Source organism: Pseudomonas sp. 1176_21 (genome assembly GCF_052850635.1).
Genome location: NZ_VXCV01000018.1, coordinates 20,224 through 35,701, shown reverse-complemented (window position 1 = coordinate 35,701; position 15,478 = coordinate 20,224). Strand labels below are relative to the sequence as shown.

The following is a 15,478-nucleotide window of genomic DNA, read 5'->3' as shown; positions in this document are numbered from 1 at the left end:
CCCGCCTGCCCTGCCGGATTCAACGCAAGTCCTCTGGCTCAAGGGCCGCACAGCAATTGCATCGCGCGGGCAAAAACAGGCACGCGCATTGCTATAAAAATATCGTATACGAAATTCACAATACGCCCGCTACCAGCACCTTCCGACAAACGAGGCTTCCATGAAAAACCCCGCTTTTGTTGTAGCTCTCAGCGCTGTGCTCAGTACCTCCTTCATCGCCACCGCCCAGGCCGACAAGCTCGATGACATCATCGGCTCCGGCAAGCTGCGCTGCGCCGTGACCCTGGACTTCCCGCCCATGGGCTTTCGCGACGACGCCAACAAGCCGGCCGGCTTCGACGTCGACTACTGCAACGACCTGGCGAAGGTCCTCGGGGTAGATGCCGAGATCGTCGAGACGCCGTTCCCGGACCGTATCCCGGCGCTGGTCTCGGGGCGGGCCGACGTGATCGTGGCGTCCACCTCCGACACCCTGGAGCGGGCCAAGACGGTCGGCCTCACGGTGCCCTACTTTGCCTTCCAGATGGTCGTGCTGACCCGCGACAACACCGGCATCAACAGCTTCGACGACATCAAGGGCAAGGCCCTGGGCAACACCAGCGGCACCTATGAAGCCATCGCACTGGAGAAGGACGTGAAGCAGTGGGGCAGCGGCAGTTTCCGCGCCTACCAGTCGCAGAACGACACCATCCTGGCCGTGGCCCAGGGGCACATCGATGCCACCGTGGTGACCAACACCGTGGCCGCCGCCACGCTCAAGTCGGGCAAGTACAAGAACCTGAAGATCGCCGGCAACGCACCCTACGTGATCGACTACGTGTCGCTGGGGGCCAAGCGCAACGAGTACGGCCTGCTCAACTACCTCAACCTGTTCGTCAACCAGCAGGTACGTAGCGGCCGCTACAACGAGCTGTTCGTCAAATGGGTAGGCACCGATATCCCGCCGACCGACCTGACCGTGCCGAAGGTCTACTACTGAGGTGCCCGGCATGCCCAGCCCTTCCACTGCCCTGAACGGGCGTAGCCTGGTCGATGGCGCGGCCAGTGGCGAGTTGCTGTTCGCCGACATCGGCCTGAGTTTCTGGGGCGGTGTCGACGCCTTCAGCGGCGAGGTCATCGACCGCCATCACCCGCTCAGCGGCGCACACCTGGCCGGCCGCGTGCTGGCCATTCCCAGCGGGCGCGGCTCGTGCACCGGCAGCAGTGTGATGATGGAGCTGATCAGCAACGGCCATGCTCCGGCGGCACTGGTGCTGGCCGAACCGGATGAGATCCTGACCCTGGGCGTGCTGGTGGCGCAGTTGCTGTTCGGGCGCTCGCTGCCGGTGCTGTGCATCGGCCAGCAGGCCTTTGCCGCCCTGCGCGGCAAGGCCTTTGCGCAGGTGCAGGGCGAGCGCCTGGTGCTGTTCGACCAGGCCCCCGCCGAGGCGCTGCCGGCAGCCCCCGCCAGCCCGCCGGCGGCGACGCGCCCGACCACCCTCACCCTTACCGACCACGACCAGGCCTTGCTCGCGGGCGACCTGGGCAAGGCCGCGCAGGTGGCGATGCAGATCGTGCTGCGCATGGCCGAGCTGCAGGGCGCACACAGCCTGGTGGACATCAGCCAGGCGCATATCGACGGCTGCATCTACACCGGCCCCGCCAGCCTGCGCTTTGCGCAGCAGCTGGTGCAGTGGGGCGCCATGGTGCGGGTGCCGACCACCCTCAATTCGATTTCCGTGGACCAGCGCCGCTGGCGCGAACTGGGTATCGACGCGGCGCTGGGCGAACCTGCCAGTGCGCTGGGCGATGCCTACATGGCGATGGGCGCGCAAATGAGCTTTACCTGCGCCCCCTACCTGCTAGACAGCGCGCCGAAGCTCGGCGAGCAGATCGTGTGGGCCGAGTCCAACGCCGTGGTGTACGCCAACAGCGTGCTCGGCGCGCGTACCCTGAAATACCCCGACTACCTGGATATCTGCATCGCCCTGACCGGCCGCGCGCCGCTGATCGGCTGCCACCTGGAGGCCCAGCGCAAGGCGCGGGTGCAGATCGACCTGCCGGCGCTGACCCACCTGGACGATGCGTTCTACCCGCTGCTGGGCTATCACATCGGCGCCATGGTCGGCAGCCAGATCCCGCTGGTGACGGGGCTGGAGCGTTTTGCCCCGACCCACGACGACCTCAAGGCCTTCGGCGCCGCGTTCGCCACCACCTCGGCGGCGCCGCTGTTCCATATCGCCGGGGTCACACCCGAAGCGCTGGACCCGGCCCAGGCGGTCAGCGCGGGCGAGGTGCTGCCGGTAAAACGCATTGCCCTGGCCGACCTGCTGGTGAGCTGGCGCGAGCTGAACAGTGCCCGTGACAGCCAGGTGGACCTGGTGTCGCTGGGCAACCCGCACTTCTCCCTGGGCGAGTTCGCGCACCTGGCACAGCTGTGCCGCGGGCGCACACGCAACCCGGCGGTCAGCCTGGTGATCACCTGCGGCCGTGCGGTGCTGGAGCAGGCCCGTGACGCCGGCCACCTTGCCCCGATCGAAGCCTTCGGCGCGGTGCTGGTGACCGACACCTGCTGGTGCATGCTCGGCGAGCCGGTGATCCCGCCCGCCGCCCGCACACTGATGACCAACTCGGGCAAATACGCCCACTACGCCCCCGGGCTGGCGGGCCGGGCGGTGCATTTCGCCAGCCTTGGCGAGTGCGTCGAGGCCGCCTGCACCGGCAGCGCCAGCGGTCGCCTGCCGGCCTGGCTGCAGCCGGCCGCCCCACAGGAGAGCTCCGCGCATGTTTGACTACACCTTCCAATGGCGCTCGGCCCTGCGCGCCCTGCCCGACATGCTGGCCGGCGCCTGGGTCACCTTCGAGACCGCCGCGCTGTCGATGATCTTCGGCGTGCTGATCGCCCTGGCCTTGACCGTGATGCGTGAAGCGCAGCAGCCGGTGTTGCGCGGCATCGGCAATGCCTGGGTATCGATTGCGCGCAACACCCCTTCGCTGTTCCAGATCTACATCCTGTACTTCGGGCTTGGCTCGCTGGGGCTGCACGTGAGTTCGTGGTTCGCGCTGCTGGCCGGCATCACCTTCAACAACGCCGGGTACCTGGCGGAGAACTTTCGCGGCGGGCTCAAGGCAGTGCCGACCACGCAGATGCGCGCGGCACGCTCGCTGGGCATGAGCGCGTTCCAGGCCTACCGCATGATCATCGTGCCGCAGCTGCTGCGGGTGGTGTTCTACCCCTTGAGCAACCAGATGGTGTGGGCGGTGCTGATGACCTCGCTGGGGGTGATCGTGGGGCTCAACAACGACCTCACCGGCGTGACCCAGGACTACAACGTCAAGACCTTCCGCACCTTCGAGTACTTCGCCATTGCAGCGGTGCTGTATTACCTGATCGCCAAGCTGATCGTCGCGGTGGCCCGGCTGATGGCCTGGCGGCTGTTCCGTTACTGAGGAGCTGTCCATGTTTTCTACAAGCTTTACCTGGAACGACATGCTGTTCCTGCTCGACGGGGCCTGGGTCACCCTGCAGCTGACCTTCTGGTCGATCATGCTGGGCTCGGTGGCCGGGCTGGTGTTCGGCCTGCTGCGTGCGCTGCTGCCACGCGCCAGCCTGCCGCTGGCCTGGGTGCTGGATGTGTTTCGCAGCGTGCCGCTGCTGATCCAGTTCGTGCTGTTCAACTCGTTCAAGAGCATCGTGGGCCTGAACATCAGCGCCTTCAGCGTGGGCTGCATCGTGCTGGGGGTGTACGCCGCGGCGTACTTCACCGAGATCGTACGCAGCGGTGTGCTGGCGGTACCGCCCAGCGTGCGCCGGGCCAGTCGGTCGCTGGGCCTGAGCTACCTGCAGGACCTGCGCTGGATCGTGCTGCCGATGGCCTCGCGGGTGGCCTTTCCGGGCTGGCTGAACCTGGTGCTGAGCGTGATGAAGGACACCGCGCTGGTGATGTGGATCGGCATCGTCGAATTGCTGCGCGCCTCCCAGACCATCGTCACGCGGATTCAGGAACCCCTGCTGGTGCTGTGCATCGCGGGCCTCATCTATTACGTCATGAGCCTGGTGGTCGCACGCCTGGGCGCCCGACTGGAAAGAAGGTGGCAAGAAAATGATTGAGATCGACAACGTACACAAATCCTTCGGCGACCTGGAAGTGGTCAAGGGCGTGAGCCTGACGGTGAACAAGGGCGAGGTGGTTTCGATCATCGGCGGTTCGGGCTCGGGCAAGTCGACCCTGCTGATGTGCATCAACGGCCTGGAGCCGATCCAGAAGGGCAGCATTCGCGTGGACGGCATCGAGGTGCACAACCGCGCCACCGACCTCAACCGCCTGCGCCAGAAGATCGGCATCGTGTTCCAGCAGTGGAATGCCTTCCCGCACCTGACGGTGCTGGAGAACGTGATGCTGGCGCCGCGCAAGGTACTGGGCAAGAGCCGCGAGGAAGCCGAGGCACTGGCGATCCGGCAGCTGACCCACGTGGGGCTGGGCGACAAGTTCAAGACCTTCCCCGGCAAGTTGTCCGGTGGCCAGCAGCAGCGCATGGCGATTGCCCGGGCGCTGGCGATGTCGCCGGACTACATGCTGTTCGACGAGGCCACCTCGGCGCTCGATCCGCAACTGGTGGGCGAAGTGCTGGACACCATGCGCATGCTTGCCGAGGACGGCATGACCATGGTGCTGGTGACCCACGAGATCCGCTTTGCGCGGGATGTGTCGGACCGGGTGGCGTTCTTTCGCAACGGGCTGGTGCACGAGATCGGCTCGCCGGACCAGGTGATCGGCAACCCGCAGCAGCCGGAGACGGCGGCGTTTCTCAAGTCAGTGAAGTAACCAGGGGCCTCATCGCGGGTCAAGCCCGCTCCCACACAGATCAGCCCATACCCTGTGGGAGCGGGCTTGACCCGCGATGAGGCTGCGCAGCAGCCCCAATCAATCAGGAGCCAGGCAATGCGTTCATCAAAGGTGATTCATGTAGTCAGCTGCCACGCCGAAGGCGAGGTCGGCGATGTGATTGTCGGTGGCGTCGCGCCGCCACCGGGCGACACCCTGTGGGAACAGTCGCGCTGGATCGCGCAGGACGACACCCTGCGCAATTTCGTGCTCAACGAACCGCGTGGCGGCGTGTTCCGCCACGTCAACCTGCTGGTGCCGCCCAAGAACCCGGCCGCGCAGATGGGCTGGATCATCATGGAGCCGGCCGACACCCCGCCGATGTCCGGCTCCAACTCGCTGTGCGTGGCCACGGTGCTGCTCGACAGCGGCATCCTGCCGATGACCGAGCCGCAGACCCGCCTGGTGCTCGAAGCCCCCGGCGGTCTGATCGAGGCCGTGGCCGAATGCCGGGACGGCAAGGTGCAGCGCGTGGAGGTCAGGAACGTGCCCTCCTTCGCCGACCGCCTGGACGCCTGGATCGAGGTCGAGGGCGTGGGCTCGCTGCAGGTCGACACCGCCTATGGCGGCGACAGTTTCGCGATTGTCGATGCCCAGCGCCTGGGCTTCGCCATTCGCCCCGACGAGGCCGCCGACCTGGTGGAGGTGGGCCTCAAGATCACCCGCGCCGCCAACGAACAACTGGGTTTTGTGCACCCGCTCAACCCCGGCTGGTCGCATATCTCGTTCTGCCAGATCGCCGCGCCCATCGTGATGGAGAATGGCGTGGCCACCGGTGCCAACGCGGTTGTGATCCAGCCCGGCAAGATCGACCGCTCCCCCACCGGCACCGGCTGTTCGGCGCGCATGGCAGTGTTGCAGGCCAAGGGCCTGATGCAGGTGGGCGAACGCTTCATCGGCCGCTCGATCCTGGGCTCGGAGTTCCACTGTCGCATCGATTCGCTGACCGAAGTGGCCGGGCGCGCCGCCATCTACCCGTGCATTTCGGGGCGCGCCTGGATCACCGGCACCCACCAGTTGCTGCTCGACCCCGCCGACCCGTGGCCACAAGGCTACCGACTGTCGGACACCTGGCCCGGCGCCTGATCACTAAGCCCTTGATTCACAAACCCTAAGCAAAAAGACCAGCAAAAACCCCGAAATAACGCTGGTCTGCTTCACACACATAAAATATCGTATACGAAATACTAACAACCACCGGAGACAACCAATGAGCAAGCGCATCAACTGGAGTGGCGTGTTCCCTGCGGTCACCACCCAATTCAACGACGACTTCTCCATCAACCTGGAAAAAACCCACCAGGTGATTTCCAACGTGATCCGCGACGGCGTGTCGGGCCTGGTGGTGTGCGGCTCGGTGGGCGAGAACACCTCGCTGACGGCCGAAGAAAAGATTGCCGTGACCGAAGTGGCGGTGGATGCCTCGCGTGGTCGTGTGCCGGTGATCTGCGGCGTGGCCGAGTTCACCAGCGTGCAGGCCGCCAAGGTGGCCAACGCGGTGCGCAAGGTGGGCGTGGACGGGGTGATGCTGATGCCGGCGCTGGTGTACGGCTCCAAGCCGTTCGAGACCGCCGAGCACTACCGTTACGTGGCCAAGCATGCCGACGTGCCGCTGATGGTCTACAACAACCCGCCGATCTACAAAAACGACGTGACCCCGGACATCCTGATTTCCCTGGCCGACTGCGACAACGTGGTGTGCTTCAAGGATTCCTCCGGCGACACCCGTCGTTTCATCGACGTGCGCAACGAGGTGGGTGACCGCTTCGTGCTGTTCGCCGGCCTCGACGACGTGGTGCTCGAAAGCATCGCGGTGGGCGCCGAGGGCTGGGTGTCGGGCATGTCCAACGTGTTCCCCAAGGAGGGCGAGACGATCTTCCGCCTGGCCAAGGCCGGACGCTTTGCCGAGGCCATGCCGATCTACGAGTGGCTGATGCCGATCCTGCACCTGGATGCCCGCGCCGACCTGGTGCAGTGCATCAAGCTGTGTGAAGCCATTGCCGGTCGCGGCAGCGCGCTGACCCGTCCACCGCGCCTGGCCCTGCCAAAGGACGACCGCGAGTTCGTCGAGCAGATCATGGCCAAGGCCCTGGCCAATCGCCCTGAACTGCCGGATGTCGGCCTCTGAGTGAGTGCCGGGCGGGCCTCTCTGCGGGGCCCACCCGGCGCGCCTGTTTTTCTGTCTTGCGCCTGCACAGGAAACGCCAGCATGAGCACTGCACACCCCTCTCCCCGCGCATCCACCGCCCCGGCGGGCCTCAAGCGTGTGGTAGCGGCCGCCATGGCCGGTACCGTCGCCGAATGGTATGAATTCTTTCTCTACGGTACGGCCTCGGCACTGGTGTTCGGCCAGTTGTTCTTTCGCCAGACCGACAGCCCCATCGACGGCATCATCGCCGCCTTCGCCCTCTACGCCGTAGGTTTTCTGGCCCGCCCGCTGGGCGGCCTGGTGTTCGGCCACTATGGCGACAAGTTCGGGCGCAAGCGCCTGCTGCAACTGAGCCTGGTGGTGGTCGGCATCACCACCTTTCTGATGGGCTGCCTGCCCGGTTTCGACAGCATCGGCTACGCCGCGCCCATCCTGCTGGTGCTGCTGCGCCTGATCCAGGGGTTCGCCTTTGGCGGCGAATGGGGCGGCGCGATCCTGCTGGTGTCCGAGCACTGCCCGGACAACCGTCGCGGCTTCTGGGCCAGCTGGCCGCAGGCCGGCGTACCGGCCGGCAACCTGCTGGCCACGGTGGCGCTGCTGGCGCTGTCGAGCACCCTGAGCGAGGAGCAGTTCCTGGCCTGGGGCTGGCGCGTGGCGTTCTGGCTGTCGGCACTGGTGGTGCTGATCGGCTACTGGATCCGCTCCAGCGTGGATGATGCTCCGATCTTCAAGCAGGCCCAGGCCCGCCAGGCGCAGCACAAGGTGCAGCAGCTGGGTGTGGTGGAAGTGCTGCGCCACCACTGGCGTTCGGTGCTGGTGGGCATCGGTGCGCGGTTTGCCGAGAACATCCTGTACTACACCGTGGTGACCTTCTCGATCACCTACCTCAAGCTGGTGGTGCACAAGGACACCTCGCAGATTCTGCTGCTGATGTTCGGCGCGCACCTGCTGCACTTCTTCCTGATCCCGCTGATGGGCTACCTGTCCGACCTGGTGGGGCGCAAGCCGGTGTACCTGACCGGTGCGGTGCTGACCGCGTTCTGGGGCTTCGTCGGCTTCCCGATGATGGACACCGGCAACAACTGGCTGATCATGGCGGCGATCACCCTGGGCCTGGCCATCGAGTCGATGACCTATGCGCCCTACTCGGCGCTGATGGCCGAGATGTTCCCCACCCATGTGCGCTACACCGCCTTGTCGCTGTGCTATCAGGTGGCGCCGATTTTCGCCGGCTCCCTGGCACCGCTGATCGCCATCACCCTGCTCAACAAGTACAACAGCTCGACGCCGATTGCCTGGTACCTGGTGGGCGCCGCGGCGATTTCCATCGTCGCCGTCGGCCTGACCCGTGAAACCCGTGGCAAGTCGCTGCACCTGGTCGACGCCGAGTCGGCCGAGCGGGTTGCCGCCAGCACCGACACCGCCAGCGCTCGCGGCAACTCGCTGGCCTGAGCCCAACCCTTTCAACAGGAGGTCTGCATGACCGAGATCATCGGCCACAACTACATCGGCGGTGCGCGCAGCGCCGCCGGCAGCATCACCCTGCACAGCCATGACGCCACCACCGGCGACGCCCTGCCGTACCGTTTCACCCAGGCCACCGCCGAGGAAGTGGACGCTGCCGCCCGCGCCGCAGCGGCGGCCTACCCGACGTTTCGCAACCTGCCGGCCGGGCGCCGGGCGGAGTTTCTGGAGGCCATAGCCGAGCAGCTGGACGCGCTGGACGATGACTTCGTCGCGCTGGTAACCCTCGAAACGGCCTTGCCCACGGCACGGATCAAGGGCGAGCGCGGCCGCACCAGCGGGCAGATGCGCCTGTTTGCCCAGGTGCTGCGCCGGGGCGACTTCTACGGTGCACGCATCGACCGCGCATTGCCCGAGCGCCAGCCGCTGCCACGGGTGGACCTGCGCCAGTACCGTATCGGCGTGGGGCCGGTGGCGGTGTTCGGCGCCAGCAACTTTCCGCTGGCGTTCTCCACCGCCGGGGGCGATACCGCGGCGGCGCTGGCGGCCGGCTGCCCGGTGGTGTTCAAGGCCCACAGCGGGCACATGGCCACGGCCGAGCACGTGGCCAACGCGATCATTCGCGCCGCCGAGCGCACCGGCATGCCCGAGGGCGTGTTCAACATGATCTATGGCGCCGGGGTGGGCGAGGCGCTGGTCAAGCACCCGGCGATCCAGGCCGTGGGCTTTACCGGCTCGCTCAAGGGCGGGCGCGCGCTGTGCGACATGGCGGCGGCGCGGGCGCAGCCGATCCCGGTGTTTGCCGAAATGAGCAGCATCAACCCGGTGCTGGTGCTGCCGCAGGCGCTGCAGGTGCGCAGCGAGAAAATCGCCACGGAGCTGGCGGCGTCGGTGGTGATGGGCTGCGGGCAGTTCTGTACCAACCCCGGGCTGGTGATCGGGCTGCGCTCGCCGCAGTTTTCGGCGTTTGTTGCGCACTTGGCGGCGACGCTGGGCGGGCAGCCGGCGCAGACCATGCTCAATGCCGGCACCCTGCGCAGTTATGCCAAGGGCGTACAGGCGTTGCAGGCGCACCCTGGGGTGAGCCACCTGGCGGGCCGTGAACAACAGGGCAACCAGGCGCAGCCGCAGCTGTTCAAGGCAGATGTGAGCTTGCTGCTCGACGGTGATGCGCTGTTGCAGGAGGAGGTGTTCGGGCCGGCCACGGTGGTGGTGGAAGTGGCCGATGCGGATCAGTTGCACAGCGCGCTGGCGAGCCTGCATGGGCAGTTGACCGCCACCCTGATTGCAGAAGCCGACGACCTGGCGCAGTTTGCCCAGGTGCTGCCGCTGCTGGAGCAGAAGGTTGGGCGGGTGCTGTTCAACGGCTACCCGACCGGTGTTGAAGTGTGCGATGCGATGGTGCATGGCGGGCCCTACCCGGCCACCTCGGATGCGCGGGGGACGTCGGTGGGGAGCCTGGCGATCGATCGGTTCCTGCGGCCGGTGTGTTACCAGAACTGCCCGGATGATCTGCTGCCGGCGGCGTTGCAGGATGGCAACCCGTTGGGGATTGTGCGGTTGGTGGAGGGTTGTAGTAGTCGCGAACCGCTCTGACTGATTTGGGGCTGCTTTGCAGCCCATCGCGGGTCAAGCCCGCTCCCACAGGTACACCACTGTGTTCATGGTCAGTGGAGCCCCTGTGGGAGCGGGCTTGGCCCGCGATGGGGTTTCAGTTCAGCAATGCCTTGAGGTCGTTGTACAGCGCCTCGGGGATCTGCACGCCCTCCTCCAGGCTGCGCTTGCGCGCCTCGAAGCGGCGCTGTGACGGCAGCCGCGCACCCTGCCCCTCGATGCCCGCAAACACCGCCTCCGCCCGCGTCAGGTGCGCCTCGGCGCCCGCCCCCAGAAACCGCTGCGGGTCCAGCGCGAGGATCAGCTCGCCATGGTACGGCGAGGACTTGCTGCCCGCGTCATAGGCCAGCGACTCGGCACTGGTCAGGTCGCCGATCAGCGGCCCGGCAATCAGCTCGACCATCGCCGCCAGCGCCGAGCCCTTGTGCCCGCCAAAGGTCAGCATGGCGCCACTGTCGAGCACCACGTTCGGGTCGGTGCTCGGCTGCCCCTGGGCATCCACGCCCCAGCCTTCGGGGATGGCCTTGCCGGCGCGCCGATGCAGCTCGATGTCGCCGCGCGCAATCGCGCTGGTGGCAAAGTCGAACACGAACGGGTTGGCGCCCGCACGCGGCCAGCCGAACGCGATGGGGTTGGTGCCAAATACCGGCTGGCTGCCCCCGGCCGGCGCCACCCAGGCATGGCTGGGGTTGCACGCCAGCGCCACCAGGCCGGCCTCGGTCAGTTGTTCGATCTCGACCCACAACGCCGAAAAGTGCACGCAGTGGTTTATGGCCAGGGCCGCGATACCGTTGCTGCGGGCCTTGGCCTGCAGCATCGGCAAGCCGGCCTGGAACGCCAGCTGCGAGAAGCCGCCAGCAGCATCCACACGCACGATCGAGGGCGCCTGGTCGATCACCTGCGGCTCGGCCGCCGCCGACACCTTGCCGGCCTTGAGCGAGTTCACACAGCCGATCACCCGGTACAGCCCATGGGAGGCGCAGCCATCGCGCTCCCCGGCGACCACCGTGGCCGTCACCGCTGCGGCGTGCGCCGCGTTGAAACCGTTGTGCAACAGGATCGACTCTGCCAGTTCATGGGCTTGGGTAAGGGTCAGTCGAATCATGGTCAGCTCCTTGGACAGACCGTCCATCGTGCCCCATCGACCGGGGCCGGGCTTGATCGATTCGGACCACGGGCATGACGAACTTGGCACAGTGGCCAACAGCCCCCCACGCACACCCAGGGAAGCTGTTCAGTTTGTAATCAAACTGACGCAGCCCTTGTGGTACGCAGCGTGTAGCGCTTTATCCACAGAGCTACCCACTTTTTTTGTGGATAGCTTCAGCGCAGTTCGACCGGTTGCAGGTCGGCCCAGGATTCCACCGGGCCGGGGTTGCTCGGGTCGCTCGCGCCGCCCAGGCACACGGCAATCTTGTTCACCGCATTGAGTGCGCTGGTGACCGCGCCCTCGGCCCAGCCACCGGTCCAGGACACGTCGTCGCCGGCCAGCACGAAGCCGTAGGGCGTGGCGCTGCCCACCCCGGTCATGAACTGCGCGAAGAGCCTGCGCTGGTAGGCGTACTGCCCGGGCAGGTTCATCTTGAAGGCGCCCAGGTAGTGCGGCTGGTCCTCCCAGTTGAACTCGACGAAGGTGTTGCTGGCACTGTAGTGCGCGGCGAGGTCCACGTTGGGGTAGATGGCCTGCAGCAACGTGGTGCACAGCTGGGCATGCTGCGGCGCCGGCCTGGCGCGGTCGCCCAGGAACTTCAGCGCATCGTCGTTCCAGGTGTACGACAGGAAGATGCCGCTGCCGCGGTAGCCGCTTGGCGCCTGCGCGTAATCGACCAGGTAGGTGCCACGGGTGAGGCCATCGGACAGCGTCACGCTCAGCGTGCGTTCCTGCATCGGCCCCGGTCGTTCGTGCCAGAAGGGCCGCCGGGTGGCCGCGAAGATCTTTGCCGACTGCATGTAGTGGGTGTATTTGACGGCCTCCCAGGTCGCGCTGGGCAGCAGCGCGTCCATGGCCTTCAGTTGCGGCACGGTGCCGCTGGCGCGCAGTTTGTCGAGCACCCGCAGGTGCGGGGTGTAGACCACGTGGCCGATGGTCAGCCAGGCGCTGGTATCGCGCTTGAGGTCGTGGACCAGTACCGAGAACTCACCGTTCGCCAGCGGGCTGATATGCCGGACTTCCTGGTTGAACGGCTCGGCAAATACCTGGCGGGTCATCGACTCGACGCTGCTGTCGCCCTGGCCGTTGGCGCAGGGGTCGCCCAACGCAGTGGGCGATTGCGTCCACAGCGCCCTGGGCAGTGCATCGGCGCCCTGGTACATGAGCCGGTGGCTGGCATCCAGCCCGGTGTACAGCACCCGCAGCACTTCGAGGATGCTGTTGGGGTAGTCGGTGTTCCAGCCACCGGTGCCGAAGCCGATCTGGCCGAACAGGTTGATCTGCTCGCGGCTCCACCCCGACTCCTGCAGCAGGGCCTGGTAGAAGCTGACGTCGTCCCAGCTGCGGCCGGCGCCGCAGTGGACGATGGCATTCCACAGGCGCTTGATGGCTTTCTGGTCGATGCTGCCTTCGGTCATGGCGGTTTCCAGTTCATGGAAGTGGAACGGCGCGCCCGCCAGAAAGGTATCGAAGAATTGCTCTTCGAGCTGCAGGTACTCCGGTGGCACGGGAAACACCGGGCTGTCGTGCTCGTAGTACTTCACGCAGCCCTGGTAGTCGACCACGGTGCTGACTGCGGCCGCTGTGCCGGGGTTGGGAAAGTCCGCCGACTGCGCGCTCATGCCCACCTTGTCGAAGTAGTGGAACAGCGCCTTGCCGGATACCGGAAAGCGCATGGCGCCCAGCTCGCAGATCACCTCGGCGCCGGGGTCGCCCATGACCCTGGAATACAGCCGCCCGCCGATGCGCTCGCCGGCCTCCAGCACCACCGGGTGCAGGCCCATCTTCAGCAGTTCGTAGGCCGCCACCAGGCCGGCGATACCGGCGCCGACCACCAGCACCTTGCGGCCCCAGCACTCGGGCGGCACGCGGCACAGCGGCTGGCCGGCGGCACGAGCGGCGGCGAGGTAGTCGGCGTAGTGGAACGGGAAGTCCGGGACCAGCGCGGTCACGTCCTTGTTGCGGGCAAGTGGCGTCCTGCGGGGGCTGCGCGAAGGGATGGCGGACATGGCAGTGGCTCCAGGGGCAATCGGGCTCTTGCGTTGAAGTCACAAAGACTGCCAGCGATGTGACTACTTTCAGAAAAGACCAGATCGACCCGGAGCACCAACACGCACCCGACCGGCGGCCTGTGACGTACACAGGCCGCCGGTGCGATTCAAGGTGCGGCTTTGTGGCGCGCCATGTAGTCCTCGTACTCGCGCGACATCACGTAGAGCTTGATCTGCTCGACCTCCTCGGGCTTGAGCGAGTCGTCGAACGACGGCATGCCCAGTGGCTTGAGCGCGCCCTGCAGGACGATCTGCTGGAAGTGCTCGCGGGTGGCGTCGCTGGACTGGCGCAGGTCGGGGATCAAACCGCCGCTGATGGTGCCCATGCCGTGGCACACGCTGCAGAACTGGCCATACAGCTGCTTGCCGGCCTGCACCTGCTCGGGTGCTGCGGTGACGGGCTGGGGCACGCGCTCGACCTTGGCGGGCGCCGGGGCCGGTGGCGGCAACTGCGCCTTGCCATCGAGGGCGAACACCAGCAGGCGGCTGCGGTTCTTCATGCCCGGCAGGTTCATCGACTCGCCGCCGGTCAGGGTGGCCACGCCGCCCCAGCCGGCCATGATCGCCACGTACTGACGCCCGGCCAGTTCGAAGGTCATGGGCGCGGCAACGATGCCGCTTTGCGCCTCGAACTGCCACAGCGCCTCGCCCTTGTCGGCGGAATAGGCATGCATCTGCCCCGCCGCGGTGCCCTGGAACACCAGGTTGCCGGCGGTGCTCAGGGTGCCGCCGTTCCAGTGCGTGGGGTACGGCACCTTCCAGGCGGCCTTCTGCTTGACCGGGTCCCAGGCCAGCAAGGCGCCGCTGACCACGGCGGCCGGCACGTCGGTGGCGTCGGCAAAGCCGGCGGCGGTGTTGAATGCCTTGCGGGTGACGAAGTCCTTGCCTTCGTTGCGGTACACACCGGGCACTTCCTGGTAGGGGATGTACACCAGGCCGGTGCCGGGGTTGAACGACATCGAATGCCAGTTGTGCGCGCCGAAGGGGCTGGGCCACATCACGATGGGCTCTTTTTCGTAGCGCACCCCAGGGGCCTCGACCGGCCGGCCGGTGGCGAGGTCGACCTTCTCGGCCCAGGTGACCTTGCCGAACTTCTCGGCCGAGATCAGCTTGCCGTTGGTGCGGTCGAGCACGTAGAAGAAGCCGTTTTTAGGCGCCTGCATCAGGACCTTGCGCGGTTTGCCGTCGATGTTCAGCTCGGCCAGGGTGATCTGCTGGGTGGCGGTGAAGTCCCAGCTGTCGCCCGGGGTGACCTGGTAGTGCCAGGCCAGCTTGCCGGTGTCGGGGCGGATGGCGAGGATCGACGACAGGTACAGGTTGTCGCCACCGCCCGGGCTGCGCACCTCGCGGTTCCACGGCGAGCCGTTGCCGGTGCCGACGTAGAGCAGGTCCAGCTCGGGGTCGTAGGCCATGCTGTCCCACACCGTGCCGCCACCGCCGAGCTTCCAGTACTGGTCGCCCTGCCAGGTCTTGGCCGCTTCGCGCAGTTCGGGATGCTCGTAGGGCAGCGCCGGGTCGCCCGGTACGGTGTAGAAGCGCCAGGCCAGTTTGCCGGTGTCGGCGTCATAGGCCGAGACGAAGCCGCGCACGCCGTATTCGGCGCCGCCGTTGCCGATGATGACCTTGCCTTTGACCACCCGTGGCGCGCCGGTGATGCTGTAGGGCTTGGCCGGGTCGGTGGTCTGCTGGCTCCAGATGGCCTTGCCGGTCTTGGCGTCGAGGGCGATCAGACGCCCGTCCAGGGTGCCGACGTAGACCTTGTCGCCCCACAGTGCCACGCCGCGGTTGACCGCGTCGCAGCACGAGGTACGGGCCTTGACCTTGGCCACCTCGGGGTCGTAGCGCCACAGCTCCTTGCCGCTGGCGGCGTCGACCGCGATCACCCGGCTCCAGGACATAGAGGTGTAGATCACCCCGTCGTGGAACAGCGGTGTCGCCTCCAGGCCGCGGGTGTTGTCCAGGTCCATGTACCAGGCCAGGCCCAGCGACTTGACGTTGCTGGCGTCGATCTGTTTGAGCGGGCTGAAGCGTTGTTCGGCATAGGTGCGGCCGTGGCTGAGCCACTCGCCGCCGGCCTGTTCGGTGGCGCGGATGGCGGCCTCGTCCACCCCGGCGGCAAGGGCTGCCAGCGGGGTGGCCAGGCACAGCATCAGCAATGAAGTACGCAAAGGTTTTTTCATGTTCG

Annotated in this window: 12 protein-coding genes; 9 read left to right on the top strand and 3 right to left on the bottom strand. The window is 66.6% G+C overall.

Annotated elements, in window-relative coordinates; translation table 11 throughout:
- Window positions 1–160: 160 nt before the first annotated feature.
- The 9 genes from FW760_RS25400 to FW760_RS25360 all read left to right on the top strand — a co-directional run bounded on the left by FW760_RS25400 (window position 161) and on the right by FW760_RS25360 (window position 10,074).
- Window positions 161–979 carry an ABC transporter substrate-binding protein gene (locus FW760_RS25400; RefSeq protein ID WP_043861060.1) on the top strand — a complete coding sequence of 273 codons (819 nt, stop codon included), beginning with the start codon at window positions 161–163 and terminating at the stop codon, window positions 977–979.
- Window positions 980–989: 10 nt separating this feature from the next.
- On the top strand, window positions 990–2,771 hold the full coding sequence (gene lhpI / locus FW760_RS25395) for a cis-3-hydroxy-L-proline dehydratase (protein WP_116054607.1): 1,782 nt from the start codon (window positions 990–992) through the stop codon (window positions 2,769–2,771).
- Window positions 2,764–3,429, top strand: a complete 666-nt coding sequence (locus FW760_RS25390) for an amino acid ABC transporter permease (protein WP_043861058.1) — start codon at window positions 2,764–2,766, stop codon at window positions 3,427–3,429. The genes lhpI and FW760_RS25390 overlap by 8 nt, the downstream gene beginning before the upstream one ends.
- A gap of 10 nt (window positions 3,430–3,439) precedes the next feature.
- Window positions 3,440–4,090: an amino acid ABC transporter permease gene (locus FW760_RS25385; RefSeq protein ID WP_043861057.1), complete on the top strand. Its 651-nt coding sequence runs from the start codon at window positions 3,440–3,442 to the stop codon at window positions 4,088–4,090.
- Entirely contained in the window at window positions 4,083–4,805 is a 723-nt protein-coding gene (locus FW760_RS25380; protein ID WP_116054610.1) for an amino acid ABC transporter ATP-binding protein, read from the top strand. Before FW760_RS25385 ends, FW760_RS25380 begins: the two co-directional genes overlap by 8 nt.
- Window positions 4,806–4,922: 117 nt before the next feature.
- Complete coding sequence (locus tag FW760_RS25375) at window positions 4,923–5,951, top strand: trans-3-hydroxy-L-proline dehydratase (protein WP_054916117.1); 1,029 nt, start codon at window positions 4,923–4,925, stop codon at window positions 5,949–5,951.
- Window positions 5,952–6,075: 124 nt separating this feature from the next.
- On the top strand, window positions 6,076–6,993 hold the full coding sequence (locus tag FW760_RS25370) for a dihydrodipicolinate synthase family protein (protein WP_043861054.1): 918 nt from the start codon (window positions 6,076–6,078) through the stop codon (window positions 6,991–6,993).
- 81 nt (window positions 6,994–7,074) lie between these two features.
- The gene (gene abaF, locus FW760_RS25365) at window positions 7,075–8,466 is read left to right on the top strand and encodes a fosfomycin efflux MFS transporter AbaF (RefSeq protein ID WP_446444085.1); all 1,392 of its coding nucleotides are present in this window, start codon (window positions 7,075–7,077) and stop codon (window positions 8,464–8,466) included.
- 27 nt (window positions 8,467–8,493) lie between these two features.
- Window positions 8,494–10,074 (top strand): aldehyde dehydrogenase (NADP(+)), encoded by a 1,581-nt coding sequence (locus FW760_RS25360; protein ID WP_116054616.1) that lies wholly within the window; start codon window positions 8,494–8,496, stop codon window positions 10,072–10,074.
- Between the two features lie 115 nt (window positions 10,075–10,189).
- Here the strand turns inward: FW760_RS25360 and FW760_RS25355 are convergent, their stop codons facing one another.
- The 3 genes from FW760_RS25355 to FW760_RS25345 all read right to left on the bottom strand — a co-directional run bounded on the left by FW760_RS25355 (window position 10,190) and on the right by FW760_RS25345 (window position 15,473).
- Entirely contained in the window at window positions 10,190–11,197 is a 1,008-nt protein-coding gene (locus tag FW760_RS25355) for an Ldh family oxidoreductase (protein ID WP_088515138.1), read from the bottom strand.
- A 218-nt stretch (window positions 11,198–11,415) separates the two neighbouring features.
- Entirely contained in the window at window positions 11,416–13,251 is a 1,836-nt protein-coding gene (locus tag FW760_RS25350; protein WP_116054621.1) for an NAD(P)/FAD-dependent oxidoreductase, read from the bottom strand.
- A 149-nt stretch (window positions 13,252–13,400) separates the two neighbouring features.
- A complete protein-coding gene (locus FW760_RS25345) occupies window positions 13,401–15,473 on the bottom strand; it encodes a PQQ-dependent dehydrogenase, methanol/ethanol family (protein WP_116054624.1) in 2,073 nt (690 codons plus the stop codon).
- Window positions 15,474–15,478 lie beyond the last annotated feature (5 nt).

Excerpts from the sequence above, each read along its gene's own strand:
- FW760_RS25400 (WP_043861060.1), top strand. The coding sequence starts at position 161 with ATGAAAAACCCCGCTTTTGTTGTAGCTCTCAGCGCTGTGCTCAGTACC.
- lhpI (WP_116054607.1), top strand. The coding sequence starts at position 990 with ATGCCCAGCCCTTCCACTGCCCTGAACGGGCGTAGCCTGGTCGATGGC.
- FW760_RS25390 (WP_043861058.1), top strand. The coding sequence starts at position 2,764 with ATGTTTGACTACACCTTCCAATGGCGCTCGGCCCTGCGCGCCCTGCCC.
- FW760_RS25385 (WP_043861057.1), top strand. The coding sequence starts at position 3,440 with ATGTTTTCTACAAGCTTTACCTGGAACGACATGCTGTTCCTGCTCGAC.
- FW760_RS25380 (WP_116054610.1), top strand. The coding sequence starts at position 4,083 with ATGATTGAGATCGACAACGTACACAAATCCTTCGGCGACCTGGAAGTG.
- FW760_RS25375 (WP_054916117.1), top strand. The coding sequence starts at position 4,923 with ATGCGTTCATCAAAGGTGATTCATGTAGTCAGCTGCCACGCCGAAGGC.
- FW760_RS25370 (WP_043861054.1), top strand. The coding sequence starts at position 6,076 with ATGAGCAAGCGCATCAACTGGAGTGGCGTGTTCCCTGCGGTCACCACC.
- abaF (WP_446444085.1), top strand. The coding sequence starts at position 7,075 with ATGAGCACTGCACACCCCTCTCCCCGCGCATCCACCGCCCCGGCGGGC.
- FW760_RS25360 (WP_116054616.1), top strand. The coding sequence starts at position 8,494 with ATGACCGAGATCATCGGCCACAACTACATCGGCGGTGCGCGCAGCGCC.
- FW760_RS25355 (WP_088515138.1), bottom strand. The coding sequence starts at position 11,197 with ATGATTCGACTGACCCTTACCCAAGCCCATGAACTGGCAGAGTCGATC.
- FW760_RS25350 (WP_116054621.1), bottom strand. The coding sequence starts at position 13,251 with ATGTCCGCCATCCCTTCGCGCAGCCCCCGCAGGACGCCACTTGCCCGC.
- FW760_RS25345 (WP_116054624.1), bottom strand. The coding sequence starts at position 15,473 with ATGAAAAAACCTTTGCGTACTTCATTGCTGATGCTGTGCCTGGCCACC.